This window comes from Mycobacterium sp. 155 (genome assembly GCF_000373905.1).
GTDB lineage: Bacteria > Actinomycetota > Actinomycetes > Mycobacteriales > Mycobacteriaceae > Mycobacterium.
In genome coordinates, this window is sequence record NZ_KB892705.1 from 3725045 (window position 1) to 3751082 (window position 26038).

General features: G+C 63.2%; 16 protein-coding genes and 1 tRNA gene. 14 read left to right on the top strand and 3 right to left on the bottom strand.

What is annotated here, in order from left to right; all coding sequences use genetic code 11:
* Nucleotides 1–8 precede the first annotated feature (8 nt).
* The 4 genes from B133_RS0117715 (at nucleotide 9) to B133_RS0117730 (ending at nucleotide 10252) form a co-directional block, all read left to right on the top strand.
* Entirely contained in the window at nucleotides 9–1508 is a 1500-nt protein-coding gene (locus B133_RS0117715; RefSeq protein ID WP_018602925.1) for an amidase, read from the top strand.
* 152 nt (nucleotides 1509–1660) lie between these two features.
* Nucleotides 1661–7156 (top strand): glutamate synthase-related protein, encoded by a 5496-nt coding sequence (locus tag B133_RS0117720; RefSeq protein WP_018602928.1) that lies wholly within the window; start codon nucleotides 1661–1663, stop codon nucleotides 7154–7156.
* Nucleotides 7153–8889, top strand: a complete 1737-nt coding sequence (locus B133_RS0117725) for a sulfite reductase flavoprotein subunit alpha (protein ID WP_018602930.1) — start codon at nucleotides 7153–7155, stop codon at nucleotides 8887–8889. Before B133_RS0117720 ends, B133_RS0117725 begins: the two co-directional genes overlap by 4 nt.
* A gap of 154 nt (nucleotides 8890–9043) precedes the next feature.
* Nucleotides 9044–10252, top strand: a complete 1209-nt coding sequence (locus B133_RS0117730; RefSeq protein ID WP_036418709.1) for a GNAT family N-acetyltransferase — start codon at nucleotides 9044–9046, stop codon at nucleotides 10250–10252.
* A gap of 48 nt (nucleotides 10253–10300) precedes the next feature.
* Here B133_RS0117730 and B133_RS22990 read toward each other — a convergent pair whose 3' ends face one another.
* Nucleotides 10301–10519, bottom strand: a complete 219-nt coding sequence (locus tag B133_RS22990; RefSeq protein ID WP_018602934.1) for a type II toxin-antitoxin system death-on-curing family toxin — start codon at nucleotides 10517–10519, stop codon at nucleotides 10301–10303.
* 167 nt (nucleotides 10520–10686) lie between these two features.
* The gene (locus B133_RS23865) at nucleotides 10687–11778 is read right to left on the bottom strand and encodes a DNA cytosine methyltransferase (protein ID WP_036418711.1); all 1092 of its coding nucleotides are present in this window, start codon (nucleotides 11776–11778) and stop codon (nucleotides 10687–10689) included.
* Nucleotides 11779–11904: 126 nt separating this feature from the next.
* Here B133_RS23865 and B133_RS23870 point away from each other — a divergent pair, with 126 nt between their 5' ends.
* The 5 genes from B133_RS23870 to B133_RS24495 all read left to right on the top strand — a co-directional run bounded on the left by B133_RS23870 (nucleotide 11905) and on the right by B133_RS24495 (nucleotide 18510).
* On the top strand, nucleotides 11905–12288 hold the full coding sequence (locus tag B133_RS23870; protein WP_018602941.1) for a very short patch repair endonuclease: 384 nt from the start codon (nucleotides 11905–11907) through the stop codon (nucleotides 12286–12288).
* 86 nt (nucleotides 12289–12374) lie between these two features.
* Nucleotides 12375–13880 carry an ATP-binding protein gene (locus tag B133_RS0117750; RefSeq protein ID WP_036419382.1) on the top strand — a complete coding sequence of 502 codons (1506 nt, stop codon included), beginning with the start codon at nucleotides 12375–12377 and terminating at the stop codon, nucleotides 13878–13880.
* Nucleotides 13881–13905: 25 nt separating this feature from the next.
* Nucleotides 13906–14892, top strand: coding sequence for a PD-(D/E)XK motif protein (locus B133_RS0117755; RefSeq protein WP_018602946.1), 987 nt, complete (start codon nucleotides 13906–13908; stop codon nucleotides 14890–14892).
* Complete coding sequence (locus B133_RS22995; protein ID WP_051088066.1) at nucleotides 14889–17873, top strand: Z1 domain-containing protein; 2985 nt, start codon at nucleotides 14889–14891, stop codon at nucleotides 17871–17873. Before B133_RS0117755 ends, B133_RS22995 begins: the two co-directional genes overlap by 4 nt.
* 13 nt (nucleotides 17874–17886) lie before the next feature.
* The gene (locus B133_RS24495; protein WP_157625914.1) at nucleotides 17887–18510 is read left to right on the top strand and encodes a hypothetical protein; all 624 of its coding nucleotides are present in this window, start codon (nucleotides 17887–17889) and stop codon (nucleotides 18508–18510) included.
* Between the two features lie 531 nt (nucleotides 18511–19041).
* On the opposite strand, the gene B133_RS0117775 is transcribed toward B133_RS24495, so the two are convergent.
* Nucleotides 19042–19124: transfer RNA gene (locus tag B133_RS0117775), tRNA-Leu, on the bottom strand.
* Nucleotides 19125–19385: 261 nt separating this feature from the next.
* On the opposite strand from B133_RS0117775, the gene B133_RS0117780 reads away from it, so the two are divergent.
* The 5 genes from B133_RS0117780 (at nucleotide 19386) to pbpA (ending at nucleotide 25990) form a co-directional block, all read left to right on the top strand.
* Nucleotides 19386–20906, top strand: a complete 1521-nt coding sequence (locus tag B133_RS0117780; RefSeq protein ID WP_018602952.1) for a DUF3662 and FHA domain-containing protein — start codon at nucleotides 19386–19388, stop codon at nucleotides 20904–20906.
* Nucleotides 20907–21036: 130 nt separating this feature from the next.
* Nucleotides 21037–21504 (top strand): FHA domain-containing protein, encoded by a 468-nt coding sequence (locus B133_RS0117785; protein ID WP_018602954.1) that lies wholly within the window; start codon nucleotides 21037–21039, stop codon nucleotides 21502–21504.
* A gap of 75 nt (nucleotides 21505–21579) precedes the next feature.
* A complete protein-coding gene (locus B133_RS0117790; RefSeq protein WP_018602955.1) occupies nucleotides 21580–23103 on the top strand; it encodes a PP2C family serine/threonine-protein phosphatase in 1524 nt (507 codons plus the stop codon).
* Complete coding sequence (locus B133_RS0117795; protein WP_018602956.1) at nucleotides 23100–24515, top strand: FtsW/RodA/SpoVE family cell cycle protein; 1416 nt, start codon at nucleotides 23100–23102, stop codon at nucleotides 24513–24515. The genes B133_RS0117790 and B133_RS0117795 overlap by 4 nt, the downstream gene beginning before the upstream one ends.
* Nucleotides 24512–25990, top strand: a complete 1479-nt coding sequence (gene pbpA, locus B133_RS0117800; RefSeq protein ID WP_018602957.1) for a D,D-transpeptidase PbpA — start codon at nucleotides 24512–24514, stop codon at nucleotides 25988–25990. Before B133_RS0117795 ends, pbpA begins: the two co-directional genes overlap by 4 nt.
* Nucleotides 25991–26038 lie beyond the last annotated feature (48 nt).

Consider the following 26038-nt stretch of genomic DNA (forward strand, 5'->3'; position numbering starts at 1 on the left):
TTCGTGCGATGGACTTCGAGACCTACCGTGCGCACGACGCCACGGGTCTGGCGAAACTGGTTGCAGACAAGCAGGTTTCGCCATCCGAGCTGCTCGCTGCCGCACAGGAGCGGGCCGCCGCGGTCAATCCGCGGATCAACGCCATCGTGCGCGACATCCCGGCGTCCCCGCCGGACGACCTGAGCGGACCGTTCGCCGGGGTGCCGTTCCTGATCAAGGACCTCGCGCAGGATTACGCGGGCACACCCACCTCGGCGGGGTCGCGGGCGCTGCAGTCGCTGCCCGCCGCCGAGCACGCCACGATCGTGCAGCGCTGGATCGACGCAGGACTGGTCATCTTCGGGAAGACCAACACACCGGAGTTCGGGGCAAAGGGCATCACCGAGCCGCTCGCATGGGGGCCCACCCGCAACCCGTGGGACCTGACACGGACACCCGGCGGGTCTTCGGGCGGTTCAGCGGCGGCTGTGGCGGCAGGCATCGTGCCGTGCGCCGGGGCCAATGACGGCGGCGGATCGATCCGGATCCCGGCGGCGTCCTGTGGACTCGTCGGCCTGAAACCCGGCCGCGGGTTGACGCCGTCGGGCCCCGGATACGCCGAGTCCATGCACGGCGCGGCCGTACAAGGCGTCGTATCGCGGACGGTGCGCGACACCGCGGCGATGCTCGACGTCATCAGCGGCGGTGAACCGTGGGGACCGTACCTACCGGCCCTGCCCGATGCGTCGTACGCGTCATGTGTGGGTGCGGATCCCGGAAAGCTGCGGATCGGGATGCGGGTTCCGACGGCGATCAACCCCGCCCCACATGCCGAAGCCGTCGCGGCCGTGGCGGCAACCGTGCGTGCGCTCACCGAGCTCGGCCATCACGTCGACGAACTTCCACAAGCGCCATTCGACGACGCCGCGCTGGCGCGGGACTTCCTGCTCAGCTGGTTCGTGTACACGGCATGGGAACTCGCCGAGGCCAAGCGGCTCACCGGTGCCGGCGACGAGTTGTTCGAACGGGACACGCTGATCATGGCCGCGCTCGGCCGGGCCACCAGCAGCGTCGACTACGTGGATGCCGTACAGCGCCGACACCAGCACACGCGTCGACTCAGCACCTACTTCGAGTCGTATGACCTGTTGCTGACTCCCACCTTGGCGACGCTGCCCCCGACGATCGGCGAGTTCGAATTGCCGACGGCGCTGCAGCGTGTCGCAGATGCGCTGATCAAGACGCGGACGGCAAGCCTGTTGCGCCACACCAAGATCATCGACGACATGGTGGACAAGAACCTCGGGTGGGTTCCGTATACCCAACTCGCGAACATCACGGGCCGGCCGGCGATCTCGCTGCCCCTGCACTGGACCGCCCAAGGTCTGCCCCTCGGCGTCCAGTTCGTAGCACCGCTGGGCGGCGAATCGCTGCTGCTCAAGCTGGCAGCCCAGCTCGAAGAGGCAGTGCCCTGGGCTGGTCGCGTCGCGCCGGTCTCGTGGTCCGCAGTCCCCTCGCGATACTCTTAACGCCGTTGCGGGCGTTCAGCCGGAACGCGATCACGCTGTCATCGACACTTGCGTTAAGCTAAGATGCTCGCACGCCGCTCACGACCGTCCGGTAACACGTCGAGGCGAGCGGGGTTCACTCAACGACGAGAAAGCCTAAAGTTCCCAGTTGGGTGCGCCGTGCGCGGCGCGGGTTGAGGAGAACACGTCTGAACGGCCTGTACGACCCGGAGCATGAGAAAAGCAGTTGTGGTGTCGGATTCCTGACCCGCAAAGACGGCATCCAGAGCCACGAGGTCATTCGCAAACTCCACGAAGCACTGTGCGCGGTACCCCACCGTGGTGGCATGTCATCGGAGGGCGTCGGTGACGGCGCGGGGGTAAACCTCGACCTCTCCCTACGCTTCTTCGCCGACCTCACGGGTCGCGACGATCTGCAACCCGGCCGTTTCGGCGTGGGCAACTTCTTCGTCCCCAACGACCCGGCCTCGCACGCCGAGGCCGACGCCGTCATCGAGACCGCCCTGCTGGCACAGGGATTCGAGATCTTGATCAAACGCGATGTTCCCGTGGATAATTCGGCCATCCGGCCCGCCGCGGTCAAATATCAGCTACCCATCCGGCAGTGGGTGTTCTGGGCGGGTTCCGAGACGGTCTCCGACCGCAAGATCCACGACGCGCTCATGGCCATCGAAGCCGTGGCCTACACCCGCGACGAGCTGCGCGGGTTGTACCCCCTGTCGCTCAGTGCCCGGACCCAGGTCCTCAAGGGCCGGCTGAACTCCAACGAAGTGGTGCCCTACTTCACCGACCTGTCGGACCCGCGGATGGAAGCGCACTCGATGTTCTTCCACACCCGGTTCTCGACCAACACTGCGCCCAACGCGACCATGGCCCAACCGTTTCGGTTCATGGCCCACAACGGCGAGCTCAATACCGACAAGAAGAACCGGCTCTCCGACAACGCGATCGCCAGGTCCCGCAACCGCGCGATCATCCGTCCGGAGGGCCAATCCGACAGCTGCCGGCTGGACCAGACCCTGCAGAACCGGGTGCTCGAGGACGGCCTGGACCTGGTGACCGCTGTGGTCGCGATGATGCCCCCGGCGTGGGAGAACGATCAGACGTTGACCCCGCAGGTGCGGGCGATGCTCGAGTACTTCAGCCTGTACGAGGAAAAGAACGACGGGCCTGCCGCGGTGATCTTCGGCGACGGCACCATCATCGGAGCCCGCCTCGACCGGCTGGGGCTGCGACCGCTGCGCACCGTGGAAACCGACGAATACCTCGGGGTGATGTCGGAGGCCGGCCAGGTCGACTTCCCGGCCGATCAAGTGATCAAGCGCGGGCGCATCGAGGCCGGCGGCATGCTCTACTACGACCACGCCGAAGGCAGGTCCTACACCACCACCGAAGCCCTGGAAATGCTTGCCGCACGGGCTGATTACCAGGCCATGCTGGACGACGCCCGGGTGGACCTCGCCGACCTGCCGGACGCGGCGGTCGAGAACCAGCTCTCCCCCGCGCGTTACAACGGCGATCTCAACCGCCATCAACGCTACGTCGCATACTCACTGAATCAAGAGAGCTTCAAGTTCCTGATGGACCCGATGCTGGCCACCGGGCAGGAGAAGATCTCGGCGATGGGATACGGCGCGGCGATAAACGCGCTGTCCAACCATGAAGGCGGAATCGCACGGTACTTTTCGCAGCGGTTCGCACAGGTTACGAACCCGCCGCTGGACAGCATCCGCGAAGCGGACGGTATGACCCTGCGCGTGGCGCTCGGCGCCAAGCCCAACAGCGACGCACAACCGGCCCCGCAGATCGTCGTCGGATCACCGATACTCACCCACCTCGACATGCTCAAGATCCGCGATCAACCGCACACCCCGGTGCAGCGGTTCGGGATGCGCTACCCGGTGGATCTGACGGATTCCGAGGCCAACGCCCGCGCACTCGTCGGCGCCATCGACGAGTTGTGTGACGAGGTGGAGGCGTTCGCGCGCGCAACCGGTGGCATCGCCGTCATCTCCGACCGGCACGTCGAGAGCAGCCTGGCGGCAATGCCGGTCATCATTGTGATCTCGGCGATCAACCAGCGGCTGATCGAGGAGGGGCTGCGGTTGCGGGTCTCGGTGATCGCCGAGAGTGGCCAATTGTGCTCGTCTCATCACATCGCGACGGTGCTCGGGTTCGGTGCGTCTGCGGTGTATCCGCTCGCGGTGCAGATGCGCGCCGAGGAGAAGTTCGGCGGCTCTGAGAACGACACAGCCGCGGCCTTCCGGCATTTCGCCAAGGCGGCCGAGAAGTCGCTCATGAAGACCATGGGCCGGGTCGGGCTCTGTACCGTCGAAAGTTACATCGGCGGAGAGTTTTTCGAGCCCAGCTATCTCGACACCGCAGATCCCGTGCTGCGGCGGTATTTTCCCAATGTCGTTTCCCCCGTCGCCGGTGTCGGGTTCATGACGCTGGCCGACACGGCCGCCGACTGGCATGCCAGGGCACTCGCAGTGACCGGTGAGAAAGACGTGCCATTGCTGGGCCTGTTCAAGGAGCGCGCAGAGGGCGCTGGGCATTCGTACGGGACAACGGCGGTGCGCGGATTTGTCGACATGACCGAGGAATCCATCTCGTTCGACGACGAGGCCCGGCCGGAGAACCCCGACATGGCCGATCCCGGGTTTCTGCGGGAGCTGCCGCTGCATCAGCTCGAAGGCGCATTCGGCCTCACCGACGAGGCTTACCGCAACACCAGTTTCGACGAACTGACGCCGCGCGCGATCAACAGCTTCGACATCACCCCCGGATACCGCAGTTTCGTGTTTGCGATGAACGCCGAGCGGACGCGCCGACCGGCGGCGCTACGGGACGTGCTGGCCTTCCCCGCTGATGTGAATTTTGTGTACACCGCCGACGAGTTCCGCACCGAGATGGGGCAATTCGCGCGGTTCGGCAACAACGACTTCCAGGTGCGGGGCCTGACGTGCGAGCAGGTCGGTGACGAGTTCACGCTACGGCTCCATCAAGGTCCCGAACGCCTGACAGCACTCGCGGAGTCGCTGCAGGCGCGGTTCGGCGGTGAGATCGTCGACTCCGAGGTCCTCGAGGACTGTCTGCGGCTGCGCGCCACCGGCGAAGCGCTGACCTATCTCGCGCATATCCGGACGGCACCGGACTCGATTCCGCTGACTTCCGTGCAGCCGGCCAGCGAGATCAGCGCCACCCTGGCATCGGGAGCGATGAGCCACGGCGCCCTGGTGGCCCCGGCACACGAGGCGGTCGCACACGGCACCAACATGGTTGGCGGGCTGTCGAACTGCGGCGAGGGCGGCGAACACCACACGCGCTACGGCACCATCCGCGGCTCCCGGATCAAACAGTTCGCATCGGGCCGCTTCGGGGTGTGGGCGGGCTATCTCGCCGACCCGATGCTGCGCGAATTGGAGATCAAGATCGGTCAAGGCGCCAAACCCGGTGAGGGCGGCCAACTCCCGGCCCCGAAGGTGACGGTGCAGATCGCGGCCGCACGCGGCGGCACGCCCGGCGTCGAGCTCGTTTCGCCGCCACCGCACCACGACACGTACTCGATCGAGGACCTCGCCCAGCTGATCCACGACTGCAAGGCCGCGCGGGTGCGGGTGATCGTGAAGCTGGTGTCGTCGGAAGGCATCGGCACCATCGCGGTCGGCGTCGCCAAAGCGGGCGCGGACGTCATCAACGTCGCCGGCAACACCGGCGGTACCGGCGCCGCAGCCGTCACAAGCCTCAAGTACGCCGGTCGCTCTGCTGAAATCGGCGTGGCCGAGGTTCATCAGGCACTGTGCGCCAACGGTATCCGCCAGAAAGTCGTGCTGCGCTGTTCCGGCGCTCACCAGACCGCCAGCGATGTGCTGAAATCGGCGCTGTTGGGCGCCGACAGCTTCGAGTTCGGCACCACCGCGCTCATGATGCTCAAGTGCGTCATGGCCAAGAACTGCAACATCAAGTGCCCGGCCGGATTGACCACCAACGCCGAGGCGTTCGACGGTGATCCGCGGGCCCTGGCCCAGTATCTATTGAACGTCTCGCATGAGGTGCGTGAGCTCCTCGCGACGCTCGGCTTGCCGTCCCTGCGCGCCGCTCGCGGGCGCAGCGACCTTCTGCACCTGCTCGATCACCCGTCGAGCATCGGCCGGCTCGACTTGCGGGCCATGCTCGCGGTCGTCGACGAGTTCGTCGTCGACGAACCGATCTACATGGAGAAGGACTACACCGTCGACGACGGATTCCTGACCCATCTCGATCTCGACGGTGTGGCCATGACGCCGCTGCGGCTGACCAATCGGAACAAGAGCGTGGGCGGGCAGCTGGCGATCGACATCGAACGCATGCTCAACCACGAGGGCGCTTCCGGCGCATCGGTGGCAGACGATGGCCGCGGCCGGCGTTACCTACTTCCCGACAGTGTCGTGATCACCACCACCGGGTCGGCAGGCCAGAGTTACGGCCTGTTCTGCAACGACGGTATGACCTTGACGCACACCGGAACCTGTAACGACGGCGTCGGCAAGAGCGCCTGCGGCGGCACCATCGCCGTCCGCTCCCCCGGTGGCGGTTCGGATGCACCGGGCGGCAATGTGCTCGTCGGCAACTTCGCGCTGTTCGGTGCGTCCGGCGGCCGGCTGTTTGTGGCAGGCGAGGCCGGCGACCGCTTCGCGGTTCGCAATTCAGGCTCAACGGCTGTGGTCGAAGGCGTCGGCGACTTCCTGTGCGAGTACATGACCAACGGTGCGGTGTTCAACCTCGGAGGGTTCGGCAAGGGCGTCGCCAACGGCATGAGCGGCGGGTTCCTCTACCAATACGATCCCGCGGGTCAGCTGAGTTCGAAGGTCAGCGCCGATGCCGCGCTCGTGGCACCGATCGTCGAGGCCCCGTTCCATGAGGTCGCTGCCCGCACGATGCTCGAATGGCATCGCGACGCCACCGGATCGGTGAAAGCCCAGGCATTGCTGGCTGATTGGGACCGGGTCCGACACCACATCCGGTACGTGATGCCCCGGGCACTGCTGCAGTATCAGGATTCCGACGCAATCCTCGCGACCAAGACCCGCAAGGAACTGCTCGACGAACTGTCCGCCTCACTCGCGGGATTCCAGGTCCACAAGTTCAAGCGGTCCTACCGCGACCAGCAGATGGTGCTGAACGGGTCGGTACCCGGGTACGGGGATACCGACACCGAAGAGATGTTCGCGTTGCTCAACACCTACACCGTGTTGAACATCGCTCAGCAGATGGCACTTTCGCGGATACCCGGCGTCACTGACATCACCGACCCGCAGATCGGCAAAGCCGTACGGAACCTGGTGTTGACCGAGGACTTCTTCCTCATCCAAAAGCTGCAGAAGCATGCCCGCGAAGCCATCGAGGTGTTCGACGACGAGCAACTCGCTGTCCTCATCGCCGACAAGCGGATCACCGACTACAAGGAAGCGCTGACGCAGCGCAACGTGTTGTCGACGGACAGTCTCGGCACCTGCGGATGGATTCTCTACCAGAACGCCAAGAACCTCGACAAGATCGGTCGTCTGCCCTCCTTCGAGGAACTGTTCGCCCACCAAGTGATCCCCGTCGTGACGGCGTCGTTAGCGGCCGGAACCCTCCTCGTCGACCAGGTGAAGAACACATGAAAATCGCCTACATCCCCGAAGACGCCCCGTTCAACGAAGATCAACGGGCCTGGATCTCGGGCTTCCTGGCCGGGCTGCACTCGCGCCTCGCGATGAACCTGTCGGCGCCACCCCCGGCGACCACCGACACCGCGGCGCCGCGGCCGGCACTGTGGATCCTCTACGGCACCCAGACCGGCAACGCCGAAGCGGTTGCTGCTGATACTGCCGCAGCCGCCAAGGCGCAAGGATTCGACGTCACGGTGAGCGGACTCGACGAGATCACCGTCGACGAGCTCGCGGGATTTCGCTACCTGCTCATCGTCACGTCGACCTACGGCGAAGGTGAGATGCCCGACAACGCCGAATTGTTCTGGGAAGCCTTGGCATCGACACAGGCACCGCGGCTGGAAGCCGTGTCATACGGTGTCCTGGCGCTCGGCGATACCAGCTACGACGGTTTCTGTCAGGCCGGCAAGCTGATCGACACCCGACTCGAGCAACTCGGCGCGAGCCGTATCGTGGGCCGCGCGGATTGCGACGTCGACTACGAGGCGCAGGCCGCCGAGTGGGTTCAGGGCGCCGTCGGTTCCCTGGTCACCCTCGCCGGCGCCAGCGGAAGCCCCGGCACCACCCCGCCGAGCATCATCGCCCGCTCCGGTTGGACTCGCAAAAACCCTTATCTCGCAGACGTTCCGGTCAACCGGTTGCTGTCCGGTACCGGCTCGGACAAGGAGATCCGGCACTACGAGTTCGCGCTCGCCGACAGCGGCATCACCTACGAGGCGGGCGATGCCCTGGCCGTCGTTCCGGAGAACGATCCCGCACTCGTCGAGGCCATCGCATCGCATTTCCGGGTTTCGGTCGACACCCTGGTCGACGCCGACCCGTTGGGCGAGCTGCTCGGCCAACGCTACGAGATCAGCACGCCGTCAAAGGATCTGCTGAGTGAGGTGGAGAGCCGCGCCGAAAGCGAGGAGTTCTCACATGCCCTGCGGGGCGGTGTGAAAGAGGTCCTCGACCGTTGGCTGTACGGCAAAGATGTGCTCGACATCCTCCGCATCGGCGGCGACACGTTGAGCCTCGAGGAGTTCGTGGGGCTGCTGAAGCCCTTGCAGCACCGGGCGTATTCGATCTCGTCGAGCTCCCTGGCTCACCCGGACCACATCCATCTGACGGTCGCGAGCGTTCGCTATCAGAGCACGGGCCGCGAACGCGGCGGCGTGTGTTCGACTTTCCTCGCCGACCGCGGCGGACGCGCGCGAATCTTCTTGCAGCCGAACAAGTCGTTCCGAGTCCCGGCCGATGATGCACCGATGATCATGGTCGGTCCCGGCACCGGCATCGCGCCGTTCCGCGCCTTCCTGCAGGAACGCGAGCACCGCGGGGCGCAGGGCCGCAACTGGTTGTTCTTCGGTGACCAGCATCTCAAACACGATTTCATCTATTCCGAAGAACTAGGCGGCTGGCGGGATTCCGGGCTACTCACCCAGCTCGACCTCGCTTTTTCCCGTGACCAGTCCACCAAGGTGTACGTCCAGACGCGCATGCGGGAGAACGGCAAGGACCTCTTCGCGTGGCTGCAGGACGGCGGGCACTTCTATGTCTGCGGCGACGCATCCCGCATGGCCAAGGACGTCGACAAGGCGCTGCACGACATCGTCAGGAAACACGGCGGGCTGGATATCGACGAGGCGACCGAGTACGTCAACACCCTCAAACGAGAGAAGCGGTACGTGCGCGACGTGTACTGACGGCCGATGCCGCGAAAACGGCCCGGTCAAACGGCTTTCGGCCGGGATCATTCCTTAGTCTCTGCCGTGTCTCATCTGAATGCGAGTGGATAACAAAACGTCCCTACGTCTAATGCAGATGCGGTTCTTGGTCGTTCTGTGAAAGCGTCTATCAATGACTCTCTCGACGCGATTACCGGTGGGCGTGACAGTTCGCAGCGCAAGCGATGCCGATTGGCCCGCGATCGAGCTGCTTGCCGCGACGTGTTTCGGATCGTTCCGGGCCCCCGAGATCACTGCCATGTGGCGTTCAATGATGCCCGCCGATGGTGTGGTCGTGGCCGTCGACAACTCAAACGTCGTCGGCATGTCCATGTACCTGGATCTGCGGCTGACCGTGCCGGGCGGAACAGTTCTGCCGGCAGCGGGGGTGACCTGGGTGGCTGTTTCGCCGACACACCGACGCCAGGGAATCTTGCGAGCCATGCTCGACGAACTACATCGCCGCATGACCAGCCGCAAGTATCCAATTGCCGCGTTGTTGGCCAGTGAGGGCGGCATCTACGGCCGATTCGGTTACGGGCCAGCCATTGTCGAGCAGCAGCTACGCGTTCAGCGTCGCTGGGCGCAGTTTCATGCAGACGTTCCCGATCCTGGGGGTGTCACAGTCATAAGCCCGGCCGCGCACGCCGGCGTATTGGCGGCCATCGATGAGCGATGGCGTCAGCGCGTACCGGGCGGACTGCAGACCCCGCCGGCCATGTGGGAGGAAGTCTTGTCCGACCGAGAATCGGCTCGCGGCGGGGGCGGCCCTTTGTTTGCGCTGCTGCATCGCGATGGATATGCGATGTACCGCGTGTTTGACGCCACGGATTCCGTTGTAGTGACCCGGTTCGTCGCGGTGACCGCCGACGCGCACTTCGCGCTGTGGCGGGTCTTGCTCGGGCTGGATCTGATTGACACGGTTACCGTCCATACCTACCCGGCAGACCCGTTGCCCTACCTGCTTACCGATCCGCGGCGGGTGGAAACGATAAGCTCCAGAGACTCGCTGTGGCTGCGCATCATTGACATCCCGGCGGCGTTGCAGGCCCGCACGTACGAGGCCGATCTTTCTGTCGTGATCGAAATCCGTGAGCCTACGCCCGGCGAGTCGACGTTCGCCCTTACCATTCGAGACGGAAAGGCCCACGTGGTGCCAACCGACAAAGTCCCCGACGTTCATGTCGACCCATCTGTCCTGAGCAGCATCTATCTCGGGGCGCACCGACCATCGGCTTTCGCGACGGTGAATCGGCTCCTCTGTCGCGACACTGACCTCCTCAAGCAGCTCGACCTCGCGTTTGCGAGCCACGTCCCTGCCCAAGTCGGTTACGACTTCTAAACCGTCGCAGCGAACGAGACAAGAACCGGTCACTGATGTCTTGTTGAGCTACGCCGGTACGAACAGTTCGGCCAGACGGCCCGCAATCTTCGCGACCGTGGATAGTTCGCCGGTTGCCACGGACATGACGAAGTCGTATTGCTCGTCTTCTGTGGCTGACGGATCATAGCCATTGAGTCCATAGAACAGGCTGGTGGCGACCCAGCCCAGGCGTTCATTGCCGTCCACAAGTGCATGGTTTTTGACCAGCGATTCCAGTGGTCCCATTTGCGCCAATTAGGGCAGTTATTGGGTAGTCGAAAGTGATCCGAAGATCTTCTTCGAGGGCCTTATACATCGGGAACCGGATTTCTTCAATGTACGGCAAGAAATGTTGGGCATTCCTCAGCCTCGCTCCGATTCTCTCCCGAAGGCTTTCCATGCAACTCCGATGGCTAAAGGGATAACAACAGCTGTGCTGCGACCGCTTGCGCGAGCGGCGTTGGTACCGCGTTCCCAATCTGCCGAGCGATCGACGCTTTAGAACCGACCCACTTATAGTCGTCCGGAAACCCTTGTATTCGTGCTGCTTCATGGTGGGTTAGTGCTCGATGCTCGGTGGGGTGCAGGTACCGACCCTTCTCAGGTTTATAGAATTCTGTTCGAATCGTGACAGATGGCTGATCCCATCTAAGTCGACCCATTACGTCCCCAGCACCGCTCTTGTGCCGCGCCCAGCAATCCGAGAGCAGATGCGGTGGTATGTCAAATCTATTTCCACCTGGCGGAATGTGCGCGAACCTCTTGAGTGACCGGTCTTCATAGGTACGAGCCAAATGGAGGTCGGCAGTCCGGAAGACTCCGGGAAATTCGCGGCCCCATCGCTCGACATAACTCTCAGGCAAAGCCACTTGACGAACCACTTCAGGCAGGCCAGCCAACGCATCCTTCAACTGCCTGTAGTCATCCCGTGCATACCGCGCCTCGGGGAATCCTGGATCTGCCAGATCCCTATGTCGGCCGATTACGATGACTCGGCGACGCAGTTGCGGGGCACCAAAATCGGCTGCGTTCAATACCTTTGACTGAAAGGTGTAATCCCCCAGCCGATTGCTCGGCTGGCACTGCCGTTTGAATCGTTTCAGCTGGTCCGAGTTGAGGAATGCTGGCACATTCTCTAAAACAAAGAACTTCGGCTGCGCCATTCGGATGACGTCCGCGTACCGCAGCCATAGTTCGTTGCGGTGATCAAGTACGTCTTGCTTTCCAAGAGCTGAGAATCCCTGACACGGTGGGCCTCCGATTACAACATCCGCAGCAGGCACCTCATCTTGTTTCAGCCAATCTTCAATACTGCCGGCAAAAACCCCGTCTTCGCCATGGTTCTCGGCATACGTCGCGGCAGCAGCGCCGTCGTGTTCGACGGCACGAACGGTGACGAATCGTGATGATGCCTGTGCAAATCCCTCACTTAGGCCTCCGGCACCGCAGAACAGATCGAGCACCTTCACGGCACGCGCAGTAGCTACCCTCTCCGCGCGGTCCATGGCGGTAACATATGCGGCCCCGCCGACAAATCGCTACCGCCGTGCTCAGATTGAGACCGGGCCGAAAGCTACCCTCGACATGTGACCAGGACGCTCCCGACGACCGACGTTGCGACCTCGCGACGGATGGCGCGGCAGCGTACTCACGACACCGCTCCAGAGGTCGCGCTCCGACGCATCCTGCACGCGAGGGGTCTTCGCTATCGCATCAACCAGCCGCTCCCCGGGTTACCGCGCCGACGCGCAGATGTGACTTTCGCTCGGCAGCGGATCATCGTGTTCGTCGACGGTTGCTTCTGGCATGGGTGTCCGCAGCACCGGACCTTGCCGAAGCGCAACGATGCGTGGTGGGCCGCCAAACTTCGACTCAACACCGAACGAGATCGCGAGACGGACCGCCGCCTCGCGGAGGCTGGCTGGACGGTAATACGAGTGTGGGAACATGAATCGCCTGACGAAGCCGCGGATCGGATACAGAGGGCGCTCGCGACGCTGCCAAAGCCCCGCTGACAACGACAACGTCGGTCGTTTCTGGTAACCACTTCCATGCGCTCTGAGAGCATGCACGTGTGGACGAGGGAGCCGGGGATACACGCATGATTGACCAGACGGACGTTGTTGAACGAATCCACCTGGCACCGGACCCAGGCCTCGTCGCGAGCCTCGGCGCTAACCACACTCTGCAATCGGCGATCGCCGACGTCATCGACAACAGCGTTGATGCGGACGCCTCCAAGGTTTCGATTCGGCTCCTGACAAGCAGCCACCGGCTTGTGCGAGTCGAAATCCTCGACAACGGTCACGGAATGGGCGGCGATGCGATTACGAAGGCGCTGACCCTAGGGCACCAACGCGACTATGTAGAGACCGACCTTGGACACTTCGGCATCGGCCTTAAGGCAGCATCTTTCGCCCACGCCAATGTGCTCACTGTGTGGTCTGAAACCACTTCTGGAATGCCGGTCGGTCGGCGAATAAGGCGCGCGGACTTCTCAAGGGACTTCTCCTGTGAAGTACTCACCACCGACGCGGCGGGTGGCGCTTCGCAGCATCGAGCAATGCTCTTTGGCTCCCCGGCTGGTACCTCTGTGATCTGGACGGACATCCGAAATTCGTATCGCGGCAAGAATGACCTCGAGGCCCAGGAGTGGATCGCTAACATTGAGCAGTCACTGCGATCACACATTGGACTGGTGTTCCATCGACTCATTGAAGAACGCCGCCTGGATATCGAGTTGGTGGTCGACGAGCAAGACGAGATCGCACTGGCTGTCGGAGTCCCCATCACACCGATCGATCCGTTCGCGTATGGCACATCGGGACATCCTGGTTACCCCAAGAGTCTCACTACATATGCCGGCACCGCCGCAGTGACCTTGACATGCCACATTTGGCCGCCCAAGTCTGACGTCACTGGGTTCCGGATTGGCGGGAAGTCCGGAGAGCATTTTCAGGGGTTCTTTATCTACCGGCATGATCGCCTTCTTCAGGCAGGCGGCTGGTCTGGCGTTGCGATGCCCAGTCCTGCAAGACAACTCGCGCGAGTGGTGCTGGACGACACGATGGCGATCGGGTCCTTGTTAACGATGAACCCCGAAAAGCACGGGTTGAAGTTCGAACCTCTCTTTCACGATGCAGTCGGGCATGCGGCTGCCGCGGACGGCACGACCTTCGACAAGTTCCTGGCGGATGCCGAGGCGGTATACATCGACTCCAAGAAGCGGAAACGCTCACGGAAGCCGGCCATCGCCCCGGACAAGGGCTTTGCACCCAAGCTCCGCAAAATCATCGGCAAAGAACTCCCCTTGATCCAGGGGGACACCTTGTCACTGCAGTGGAAACGCCTGGCGGACAGCGAATTCCTTGACGTCGACTACGCAGATCGGACGTTATGGCTGAACAGTCGTTACCGCTCATTGTTCGCTCCGGAACGCGGCAGCCTCAACGACGCTCCCGTGATGAAGGCGCTGTTGTACCTACTCACCCACCATGTCTTCGAAGGCCAGTACCTGGGAGTGAAAGACCGGGACGAAATCGCCCTCTGGAAGAGCGTGCTCGGCGCGGCAGCTCGCGCCGAGCAGCAGATGCGGGACAACAAGTAGACATAGCGCGAATAGGAATCGGCAGGTGAATAGAGAGCTTCCGGACGCTCGCCATCTTACTTTCGCGAACCTTGAACTACTCTGGCGCGGAGGAGTTCCACTGATACTCCCCGTCGATGGAACTCCTACCTGTCAACTCGAGTTCGACCCCACTGCGGGTCGCATCACCCTCATCACCGAGTACCAGCCACCCGAGCCCAACCTTGCAAGGCTGCAACACATTAGCTTCGAGGCCGTGTACACCGACGGGCGAGAAGTTGCGCGGATAACCGTGCACACCGCCAACAACGTTCACGGTGCGTACGGCCTTCTCGCCGCGATCGCCGACGAGATTCAGATAGCTAAGTCACCGTTGGCCCAGGCTGTCTCGGCGGGTGTGGAGCAGTACAAAGACATGCTGATATCGCGCGGAGGCCTGACGGCTGAGGAAGAGACCGGACTCGTGGGCGAGCTGATTTTCTTCGACTATCTAATCCGCACAGTCGGTGCAGGCCCGGGAGTGGACGCCTGGCGTGGGCCCTACTCGGAGGAGCACGACTTCGTCTTCGATGGCTACGACATCGAGGTCAAGACCACTGCTTCCGAGCGAAGACGACACATCATTAGCGGATCGAGCCAGCTCGTTCCCCGCCACAGTGCTTCACTTTGGATGCTCTCGCTCCAAGTCACTAGAGCCGGGCAAGCCGACGGCCGGACACTCGCGGGATGGGTGGCTACCGTTCGAACGCTGGCAGGCGGACATGTTGCATACCTCGATGAGCTGCTACGAACCGCTGGGTGGAACATTGCGGACGCCGATTTGTACCCAACAATCTGGGGCCTGCGAAACCGCCCCCGCGCTTATCTCGTCGGGCCGGACTTTCCCGCGATCACCGAGTCGGTCTTACAGGGCGCCGTGCCCCGAGCGGGCTGCTTGTCGGACATCTCGTACAGACTCGACGTGACTGACTTGAAGTTCGACGCATTGCCGGCCCCCCTGTTGGGGTTCGTGGAGGAGGGGATCAACCAATGACCGCTCAACGGCCCCAATGGGCGGACGCATTGAAGGAACTACTGACCGGATTGGCAAACGGACAGCCCAAATCGCTGCTCTCCGGGCTCGCATACTTCGCTCAGTCGCCGGTGACAACCGACGATCTCAGCACGTACCTCACGACAGCGAGCGAGAACGATCCGACCCTCACGCAACTCCGCCTAGCGCTCGCTCGATGGGACGCCGACGAGGTCGGCACGTATGCGGATCTCGATGGGTCGCCAACATCGCCCCGATCAGACGCCCGGCGGGCCGCCGTATACACCGCACTGGATCTGGGTCCCGACGTTTCTGTGACATTGAGCGCGCGAGCTCCCGTCTTCAAGAAGCCGGTAATCGAAATCTCGAAGAAGTTCGAACCCTGGTATGCGCTGGCGAGGAGTCAACGGACGAGCGTGTATTGGGACGATTACGAGCGCTATCTGCGAGACACCATAGGGTGGTCAGCCGAAGCAATCTCCGCTCTCGACGAGACGACCACCGACGTCATCGAGCGGTTGAGTGACCCCACGCGCGACACCGTGAAACAGACCAAGGGGCTGGTTGTCGGGTATGTGCAGAGCGGCAAGACCGCCAATTTCACCGGGGTAGTCGCGAAGGCAATCGATGCCGGCTATCGACTGATCATCGTCCTTACTGGAACCATCGAGATTCTGCGCGCCCAAACCCAGCGACGCATGGACATGGAACTCATGGGTGTTGAAAACATTCTCAAGGGCCAAGATCCTAGCGACCCGCAAGTGGCAAAAGAAATGGACTACCAACAGGATACGGAGTGGTTGGCGAATCGCTTTCTCCGCCACGGCATTGCGCTCGAACAGGACGGGGTTGTCCACATTGATCGGGTCACTACTCACCGGAGCGACTACAAGAGGCTTCCTCAGGGTCTTACCAAGCTCAAGTTCCACAAGTACGACAAGGCGAAGACACTCAACGACCCGGCTAACCTCTTCCGGTCTGACGCATACGTCGCGGTGATAAAGAAGAATCCCGCGCCTCTTCGCAAGCTGATCGCAGACTTGAAGCCAATCCAGGGAGATTTGGCTCAGTTGCCGGTACTCCTTATTGACGACGAGTCCGACCAGGCTTCCGTGGACACCACCAATCCGTCGAAGTGGACCAAAGAGACGTCGGCAGATCGTCAACGCACGACAATCAACAAGCTTATAACGAGCCTTCTTGAACTCTGTCCCCGTGCACAATACGTCGGCTACACAGCCACTCCGTTTGCGAACGTCTTTGTAGACCCGGACGATGAGCGTGACCTATTCCCTTCGGATTTCGTGTTATCGCTCCAGCGGCCAATCGGCTACATGGGTGTGCAAGAGTTCCACGATGTCGGCAAACGCTGGGATGACGAAGACAAGACTCTAGCGACCTCCAATGAGCTGGCCTACGTAAGAAGCCTCGTCGGGGATACGGATGATGATCCCGACCGGAGACGAGCCGAATTGCAGGAAGCCATCGATGCATGGGTTCTCAGCGGTGCGATCAAGAAGTTCCGCGAGTCCGTCTCCACCGATTCGTTTCGGCATCACACCATGCTCATTCACGAATCCGTGAAGCAAGCCGAACATCTCGCGACGGCAGAAGATGTACGCGCGATCTGGAAAACATCCAGGCACACCTGTGCGGCGGGGTTGAGGAGGCTACAGAACCTGTATGACATGGACTACTACCCGGTCATACTGGTCCGTTCTCAAGGGCACCGCATACCCGACTCGTTCGAGACGCTCAAACCGTTCATCGCATCGGCGATCGCGCAGATGACCACGGATGGCGATCCTGTACTAATTGTCAACTCGGACAAGACTATCCAGGAACAGCAAAAGAAGCTCGACTTCGAGGCCGAGAAGGTTTGGCGCATTCTCGTCGGAGGGACACAGCTGAGCCGCGGATTCACCGTAGAAGGCCTCACCGTCTCCTATTTTCGGCGAAAGGCTGGCCAAGCAGATACTTTGATGCAGGCGGGTCGTTGGTTCGGATTTCGGCCCGGCTACAAGGATCTGGTCCGTCTTTACATTCGCCGAGACACGAAGGTGGATCTGTACGAGGCGTTCGAAGCGCTGCTATTGGACGAAGAAGCGTTCCGCGAAGAGTTGCGCCAGTACGAAGGATTCGACAGCGAGGGGCTTCCGTTGGTGGAACCTCGCCAGATTCCACCGTTGGTCAGCCAGCATCTTCCGTGGCTGCGGCCCACTGCTCGCAACAAGATGTGGAACGCCGTGATCGACTCCAAAGCTACTGCAGGCGGCATCCAAGACCGGTACGGTCTACCACCGCGCGGTGACGCCCAGAACGAAGGAAACCTGATCGAGGTCGGAATTCCGTTGCTCGCCACAGCATCCCACAAGGCAACCCTTCACTATGAGTTGGCCCACGGTGACGAAGGCGACGTTCCGGTCAAACTCGGGACGGTAACTGCAGAGCAGTTCCAGACTCTCTTTCGGAGACTGCGATGGCACCCTCAGTATGACGAGGTGATCAATCCGTTCACCAAGTTCCTCGACAATGCGACGAGCAGCGGCCGGATCACCGAGTGGGTAGTGGTTTGGCCCCAACCCCAAAAGTCCATGGGCACAGTGAAACTGGACGGGATTGGGGCGGCGCCAGTCATCAGACGAACCCGTAGAACCGGGGGACGTATCGACTTTGTAGGCTCCGATCGCAAGCATGGCAACGCCGTCCTTGGGATTGCGCGCGGCGAGGCGATCGGAGGCTTGCCCGCCGCGGATGGCCGAGGGGTTGTTCTGATTTATCTAGCTGACGACCGGTCCGACCCGTCGGTACCGTTGTCCACCGCGAACGTGGTACCGCTTCTGTCCATCGCAGTACCGAAGTCGGCGACGCCCCATAAGAGGGACCTCATCCAGTGGACAGTCCGAGTTAAAGCGCAGGAGGGTGACGCGGCGGTGGATGTCGAGTCAGCGATTAGCGAACATGCTCCTGGTTTATCTTGACCAGAATGCGTGGGTGGCGCTGTTGCGCGGCGTCCAGTCGCACGACCCGCGTGCTGACAAGTTGGTACAGCGGCTGATTGAGCTGCGTGAAGCAGGTCTCGTATCGATTCCCTTATCCGCTTCTCACTACCTCGAGACCTGGCATCGCCGCGACACGACTTCCCGGCACGACCTTGCGGGCCTTATGCGCGACGTCAGCGCCTACGCCACACTCGCACCTGTCCACTCTGTGGAGCGCGCGTGGGTACGGTCAGAAATTTGGCGGTGGTGCGGCCGGACGCCCGCACCACCTGATACGAACATTCTCGGGTACGGCGTGAATCATGCCTTCGGAACGGCAACTGGCCGATTTCGCTTTGTCACTTCAATAGCAACCGACGACCAGCCAGAAGGTCCACCTGCCGAGGTCCCTGCAGACTTGATCGACCTCGCGGGAGCCAGCGGCGAAAATTGGGAGTGGTTGAACCTAGCGGGTCCCCCAGAACTATTCATGATGGACGGTGTCGATATCCGGCCCGAGCATCGACGTGGGCCTGCCGACGTTGAGTTCGAAACAGCGGTTCGAGACCATTTACAGAACGATGCGGGCTATCGCCAGCGGCTCGTCGACCTGATTCTCACTCAAGAATTCATCTGAATTCTAGACTATGTCAACGACACCTGCGAGGAACTCGGGGTCGACCCCCACCTACTTTTCCTCGCAGACAACCCGAAGGAGAGAGTCCGCTCGTTCGTCGGCGGCGTGCCAGTCACGAACGTCATATCCAAACTGAGAATCCACCGTCATCGTGATCACAGCTTTCCGCTGGTGCAGCATGATCGGACAGACATGTGTGTCCTTGCCCTTGCCATCCCAAGCTGCGCCGTAATCGCGACCGAGAAGCGCTGGGCCCATTTTGCGCGCCAAGCGGGTCTGGATCGCACGTATGGGGCGGTTGTCTGTGGCTCACTCGCCGACTTAGATCGAGCGCTAGAACGACTCGACAACACCGGCTCGACCGACGACCAGTGAGCCGCGCCAAGTTGATGCCCTTCGGGGACTTAGGCCACGAAGTCCCCCACCCCCGGGATTCGAGGCGCGGTGACCGACAGCCCCCACAAACACAAAGGTCACGACCTCTTTCGAGTTCGTGACCTTGATGCCGGCAGTTCGTAGAACTGCTGGTAGTGGGCGAAGGGGGACTTGAACCCCCACGTCCCGAAGGACACTGGCACCTGAAGCCAGCGCGTCTGCCATTCCGCCACTCGCCCGAGCGACCCGGGGCAGCCTATCACTGCGGTCACACGGTTCCCAAACCGCGACGTTCGAGGTCTCCGATAGCACAAAGAATGGTTCATGTCATCAAGATCAGGTCACTGACCTGCAGCGATCTGATTCTCAGAGTTCTGTTGGTCCCGCACGGTCGCGCATGGCCGATACCATTCATGTGAGCAGTGTGGCCAGAGCGACACGCGGTGGCTTCGGTTGCCGGTGCGCACCATGAACGACAACGAGTGAAGGCGGGCGGTGATATGGGTCTTGTCGACCGCATCGAACGCAAGCTCGAGTCCACGGTGGGCGATGCATTCGCGCGGGTCTTCGGCGGCTCGATCGTCCCACAGGAGGTGGAGGCGATGTTGCGCCGCGAGGCGCAGGCCGGCGCCCGCACCGTAGGCGGCGGCCAAGTTTTGGCGCCGAACGCCTACGTAATTACTCTCAGTGACACTGACTATCAGAAGGTAAGCGCCGATACTGACCTGACCGCGTCCGCTTTCGCCAAACATCTGGGGGGATTTATCCATGATCAGGGGTGGCAAACGTATGGTGATGTGGTCGTCAGATTCGAGCAATCACCGAACTTGCACACCGGACAGTTCCGCGCACACGGCGCGGTCAACCCCGATTCCGCCGTCGGCGAGTCCGCACGAGTGCATCGCGACCAGGCGTTCACCGCAGAATCAGGAGAACCATCTATGACCGACAATCCGAGCTACCGCGGCGGCCAGGGACAAGGTCGGCCTGGCGACGACTACTTCGATGACCGGTACGGACGCCAGCAGGATGACCAGCGCGGCGGGGGCTACCCCCCACAAGATGACCAGCGCTCCGGGTATCCCCCACAGGACGATCAGCGTGGCGGGTATCCCGCGCAGGACGATCAACGTGCCGGATATCCCACGCAGGACGACCATGACCAGCGCGGCGGCTATCCCCCGCAGGAGCAGCCGGGCGGTTACCCGCCTCGCGGCGGAGGCTATGGCGACCAGGGCGGCTACCCCGATCAGGGTGGTTATCCGGACCGCGGCGGTTACGCCGACCAGGGTGGTTACCCAGAGCATCGCAGCGGCTACGACCAGCGCGGCGGTGGCGGTTACGGCCAGCAGCCCGGCGGCTACGGTCAGCAGCCTGGCGGGTACGGCCCGCCCCAGGGCGGAGGCTACGGCAGTCCGTCCGGCCCCGGCCCTAGCTCCGACTATGACTATGGACGTCAGCCCGGCGGGCGCCCCGACGACTACGGCCGGCACGAAGGCCGCCCGGGCGGCTACCCGGACCAAGGCGGCTACGGTGGGCAGCCCTATGACCAGCGCGGCGGCTACGGCCAGCCGCAGCAGGATTACAGTCCGCAGGATTACGCCCACGGCTATCAGGATCAGGGCTACGGCGACCAAGGCGGCTACGGCGACCAGGGGCGCGATTACGACTACGGCCAGGAAGGTGGTCAGGCCGGGTACGGCGGCTACGCCGGCGCCGACTACCAGGCCGGCGGCGCGATAGTCACCCTGCAACTCGATGACGGCAGCGGCCGGACCTACCAGCTGCGCGAAGGCGCCAACGTGATCGGCCGTGGTCAGGACGCCCAATTCCGGCTGCCGGACACCGGGGTGTCGCGTCGGCACCTCGAGATCCGGTGGGACGGCCAGGTCGCCCTGCTGTCGGACTTGAACTCCACCAACGGCACCACTGTGAACAACGCCCCGGTGCAGGAATGGCAGCTGGCCGACGGTGACGTCATCCGGCTGGGCCATTCCGAGATCATCGTGCGCGTGCACTGAGGTATCGGACCGGACACACCGGGGTGGCTAGCAACCCGCTTCACCCTCATCCCAGTCGCCGTCCAAGTATCGTGACGATGCCGCAGGGCACGGAACGACACCGTTGGCACGGGTACGGAGAGGACGTCAGATGCAGGGGTTAGTGCTGCAGCTGACGCGCGTCGGGTTTCTGTTGCTGCTGTGGTTGTTCATTTGGTCGGTACTGCGGATTCTGCGCACCGACATCTACGCGCCGACCGGCGCGGTCATGGTCCGTCGCGGGTTGGCGTTGCGCGGTTCGCTGCTACCCAGCCGTCAACGCAGGCATATCGCCAGGCAGATGGTTGTCACCGAGGGCGCGCTCGCCGGCACCCGCATCACGCTGAGCTCCCAGCCGGTCCTGATCGGCCGGGCCGACGACTCGACACTGGTGCTCACAGATGATTACGCCTCGACGCGCCACGCCCGACTGTCGCCACGCGGTTCGGAGTGGTACGTGGAGGACCTAGGATCGACCAACGGCACATACCTTGACAGGGCGAAGGTGACAACAGCGGTAAGGGTTCCCATTGGCACGCCGGTGCGAATCGGCAAGACGGTAATAGAGCTTAGGCCGTGACCCCGCGGACGCGAGGAGCGAAATGACGCCGCGCACGCGAGGAGCAGAAATAGGCCCGCGCACGCGAGGAGCGAAATGACCCTCGTTCTTCGATATGCCGCGCGCAGTGACCGCGGCCTGGTCCGCGCCAACAACGAGGATTCCGTCTATGCGGGCGCGCGGTTGCTCGCCCTGGCTGACGGTATGGGCGGACACGCCGCCGGCGAGGTGGCCTCGCAACTGGTCATCGCCGCATTAGCTCATCTCGATGATGACGAACCCGGTGGCGACCTGCTCGGCAAGCTCAATTCGGCGGTGGCCGAAGGCAACTCGGCGATCGCCGCTCATGTCGATGCCGATCCCGAGCTCGAGGGCATGGGCACGACGCTTACTGCGATCCTGTTCGCCGGCGGCCGGTTGGGCCTGGCGCACATCGGTGACTCCCGCGGTTACCTGATGCGTGACGGCGAATTGACCCAGATCACCAAGGACGACACCTTCGTCCAGACCTTGGTCGACGAGGGTCGTATCACCGCCGAGGAGGCGCACAGCCACCCGCAACGCTCGCTGATCATGCGGGCGCTGACGGGCCATGAGGTCGAGCCGACGCTGACGATGCGCGAGGCCAAGGCGGGTGATCGTTACCTGCTGTGCTCCGACGGGCTCTCTGATCCGGTCAGCCAGGAGACCATCCACGAGGCGCTGCAGATCGAGGATGTGACCGAATGCGCCGACCGGCTGATCGAATTGGCCTTGCGCGGCGGCGGTCCGGACAACGTCACGGTGGTGGTCGCCGACGTCGTCGACTATGACTACGGCCAGACTCAGCCGATCCTGGCCGGCGCGGTATCCGGCGTGGACGACGACACAGCCCCGCCGAACACTGCGGCGGGTCGGGCTTCGGCCTTCAACCCGCGCCGCAACGAACCCAAAAGAGTGGTCCCCCAGCCCGCCGAACCGGTGCCTAAACCACGCTCCCGACGGCGCTACGTGATTGCCGCGATCGTGCTGGTACTGATCGTGCTCGCGGGCCTGGCGATCGGCCGACAGATTGTCCGCAGCAATTACTACGTCGGCGAGCACGACGGCGTCGTGGCGATCATGCGCGGTGTCCAGGGCTCGTTTCTCGGGATCTCCCTGCAAGAGCCCTACGGCCTGGGATGCCTGAACAATCGCAATGAACTCTCGCTGATCGGTGCCGGCGACAACCACGAAAACCTCGGCTGCCGGTTGATGGCGGTCAGCGACATGCGCCCCTCCGAACGGGCCCAGGTGACCGCGGGTCTACCGGGCGGCACGCAGGATGAGGCCATCGCCCAGATCCAGGAGCTCGCGCGTAGTTCGGTGCTACCGGTGTGTGCCCCGCGCACCCCGCCGACCACCACGAGTTCTCCGCTGCCACGGCCTACCACCACAGCGAGTCGGGCGCCGATGTCGGCACCGCCTTCCGCGCCGGCGACGACGACCGCCGCGCCCTCCCCTGAACCGTCTCCAGAGCCCACTGCGCGGCCACCGGGCGGATCGGTGCCCGCGGAGCCTGCCCCGCCGTCAACACCCACCGCCACAGCGCTACCTCCCCCGTCGCAGGTACCGGGGACGGACTGCCGGGCGGTGGCATGACCACCGCACCCCAGTCACCGGTTACCGTGACACCGCCGCTACCCAACCGGCGCAACGCGGAACTACTTCTGCTGGGGTTCGCGGCACTGATCACCACTGTCGCGTTACTGATCGTCGAGGCCAATCAGGAGCAGGGCATCACCTGGGACCTGCTCCGGTACACCGTCGGGTATCTCGCGCTCTTCGGCACCGCCCATCTGGCGGTACGCCGCTTCGCGCCCTACGCCGACCCGCTGCTGCTGCCCGTGGTCGCGCTGCTCAACGGACTCGGCCTGGTGATGATCCATCGCCTGGACCTGGCAAAGGGCACCTCGAACTCCGACGGTCTCGGTGGCACCGCCAACCAGCAGATGCTGTGGACGCTGCTGGGAGTCGCGGCGTTCTGCGTGGTGGTCATCTTCCTGCACGATCACCGTATGCTCGCCCGCTACGGTTACGTCTGCGGACTGACCGGCCTTGTGCTGCTGGTGATTCCCGCCCTGCTGCCGGCGAAGTACTCCGAGCAGTACGGCGCCAAGATCTGGATTCAGTTCAAGGGCTTCTCAATTCAACCAGCCGAGCTCTCCAAAATCCTGCTGCTCATCTTCTTCGCCGCCGTGCTGGTGGCCAAGCGTGAGCTGTTCACCAGTGCCGGCAAACACGTCTTCGGCATGGATCTGCCCCGGCCTCGCGACCTGGCGCCACTGTTGTTGGCGTGGATCGCGTCGATCGGCGTCATGGTCTTCGAAAAAGACTTGGGCGCTTCACTTCTGCTCTACGCGTCGTTCCTCACGCTGCTCTACATCGCCACCGAACGGCTCAGCTGGGTGGTAATCGGTTTGGCCCTGTTCGCAGCGGGAAGCGTTGTGGCGTATCACATTTTCACCCATGTGCAGGTGCGGGTGCAGAACTGGTTGGATCCGTTCGCCGATCCTGATGGCGCCGGCTACCAGATGGTGCAGTCGCTGTTCAGCTTTGCCACCGGTGGCATCTTCGGCACCGGCCTCGGCAACGGTCAGCCCGGCACGGTTCCGGAGGCTTCCACCGACTTCATCATCTCCGCCATCGGTGAAGAGCTCGGATTGGTCGGTCTCGCCGGCGTGCTGATGCTCTACACGATCCTGATCATCCGCGGCATGCGCACCGCCATCGCCGTGCGGGACAGCTTCGGCAAGCTGCTCGCCGGCGGATTGTCCTCGACGCTGGCGATTCAGCTGTTCATCGTCGTCGGTGGCGTCACCAAGCTCATCCCGGAAAGCGGTCTCACCACGCCGTGGATGTCCTACGGCGGCTCGTCACTGTTGGCGAACTATGTGCTGCTGGCCATCCTGGTTCGGATCTCACACGGTGCACGCAGGCCGATCACCACCACCCGGCAACCCAACGCAACCCCGATCGCCGCGGCGAAGACCGAGGTGATCGAGAAGGTATGAACACCTCGCTGCGCCGGGTTGCCGTCACGATCATGGTGCTGATCGTGTTGTTGCTGGCCAACGCCACCCTGACCCAGGTGTTCACGGCCGACGGGCTCCGGGCCGACCCGCGCAATCAGCGTGTGCTGCTCGACGAGTACTCCCGCCAGCGCGGCCAGATCACCGCGGGCGGCCAACTGCTCGCCTACTCGGTGTCGACCGACAACCGGTTCCGCTTCCTGCGGGTATACCCGAACCCGCTGGTATACGCCCCGGTCACCGGGTTCTACTCGCTGGCTTACTCCAGCACTGGGCTGGAACGGGCCGAGGACACCATCCTCAACGGTTCCGACGAGCGGCTGTTCGGCCGCCGGTTGGCCGACTTCTTCACCGGTCGTAATCCGCGCGGCGGAAATGTCGACACGACGATCAAGCCGCAGGTGCAGCAAGCCGCCTGGGATGCCATGCAGAGCGGCTGCGACAACGGCCCGTGCAAGGGTTCTGTGGTCGCGCTGGAGCCTTCTACCGGCAAGATCCTGGCCATGGTGTCGTCGCCGTCGTACGACCCCAACCTGCTGGCGACCCACGACCTGAGCGCGCAGGCCGCCGCCTGGCAGAAGCTGCGCGATGACCAGACCTCGCCGCTGCTCAACCGGGCGATTTCGGAGACCTACCCGCCGGGCTCCACGTTCAAGGTCATCACGACTGCCGCGGCACTGCAGGCGGGCGCCACCACAGACACTCAGCTGACGTCGGCGGCGCGGACCAACCTGCCGGACAGCACGGCGACGCTGGAGAACTTCGGTGGCGCCCCGTGCGGTCCCGCCCCGACGGTGTCACTGCGGGAAGCTTTCGCCAAGTCCTGCAACACGGCATTCGTGCAGTTGGGCCTCGACACTGGCACCGACAAGCTCAAGAGCACCGCGCAGGCGTTCGGCCTGGACACCACACCCCCGGCCATCCCGCTACAGGTCGCCGAATCCACCACCGGGCCCATCGACGACGGTGCGGCGCTGGGAATGTCGAGCATCGGGCAGCGTGACGTGGCAATGACCCCGCTGCAGAATGCCGTGGTGGCCGCCACCGTCGCCAATGGCGGTGTCGCCATGCGGCCCTACCTGGTCGATAGCCTGAAAGGGCCCGACCTGGCCACCATCAGCACCACTGCCCCCGTCCAAGAGCGCCGGGCGGTGTCACCGCAGGTCGCCGCTACACTTACGAACTTGATGGTCGGCGCCGAGCAGGTGACGCAGCAGAAGGGAGCCATCGCCGGCGTGCAGATCGCTTCGAAAACCGGTACGGCGGAGCACGGGACAGACCCCCGCAACACTCCGCCGCACGCCTGGTATATCGCCTTTGCACCGGCCACGGACCCGAAGGTCGCGGTCGCGGTGCTGGTCGAGGATGGCGGGGACCGGTTGTCGGCCACCGGCGGCGCACTGGCCGCCCCCATCGGACGCGCCACCATCGCGGCGGCGCTGCGGGAGGGATCATGAGTGACGCTTGCGGGCGGATCGTGAGTTCGCGCGAGCGGATCGTCGGTT

Bases quoted from the DNA above. Each gene is read 5' to 3' on its own strand.
- B133_RS0117780 (WP_018602952.1), top strand. From the start codon at position 19,386: ATGGGTCTTGTCGACCGCATCGAACGCAAGCTCGAGTCCACGGTGGGC.
- B133_RS0117790 (WP_018602955.1), top strand. From the start codon at position 21,580: ATGACCCTCGTTCTTCGATATGCCGCGCGCAGTGACCGCGGCCTGGTC.
- B133_RS0117750 (WP_036419382.1), top strand. From the start codon at position 12,375: ATGATTGACCAGACGGACGTTGTTGAACGAATCCACCTGGCACCGGAC.
- pbpA (WP_018602957.1), top strand. From the start codon at position 24,512: ATGAACACCTCGCTGCGCCGGGTTGCCGTCACGATCATGGTGCTGATC.
- B133_RS22990 (WP_018602934.1), bottom strand. From the start codon at position 10,519: ATGGGACCACTGGAATCGCTGGTCAAAAACCATGCACTTGTGGACGGC.
- B133_RS23865 (WP_036418711.1), bottom strand. From the start codon at position 11,778: ATGGACCGCGCGGAGAGGGTAGCTACTGCGCGTGCCGTGAAGGTGCTC.
- B133_RS0117725 (WP_018602930.1), top strand. From the start codon at position 7,153: ATGAAAATCGCCTACATCCCCGAAGACGCCCCGTTCAACGAAGATCAA.
- B133_RS0117715 (WP_018602925.1), top strand. From the start codon at position 9: ATGGACTTCGAGACCTACCGTGCGCACGACGCCACGGGTCTGGCGAAA.
- B133_RS0117795 (WP_018602956.1), top strand. From the start codon at position 23,100: ATGACCACCGCACCCCAGTCACCGGTTACCGTGACACCGCCGCTACCC.
- B133_RS23870 (WP_018602941.1), top strand. From the start codon at position 11,905: ATGGCGCGGCAGCGTACTCACGACACCGCTCCAGAGGTCGCGCTCCGA.
- B133_RS0117730 (WP_036418709.1), top strand. From the start codon at position 9,044: ATGACTCTCTCGACGCGATTACCGGTGGGCGTGACAGTTCGCAGCGCA.
- B133_RS22995 (WP_051088066.1), top strand. From the start codon at position 14,889: ATGACCGCTCAACGGCCCCAATGGGCGGACGCATTGAAGGAACTACTG.
- B133_RS0117785 (WP_018602954.1), top strand. From the start codon at position 21,037: ATGCAGGGGTTAGTGCTGCAGCTGACGCGCGTCGGGTTTCTGTTGCTG.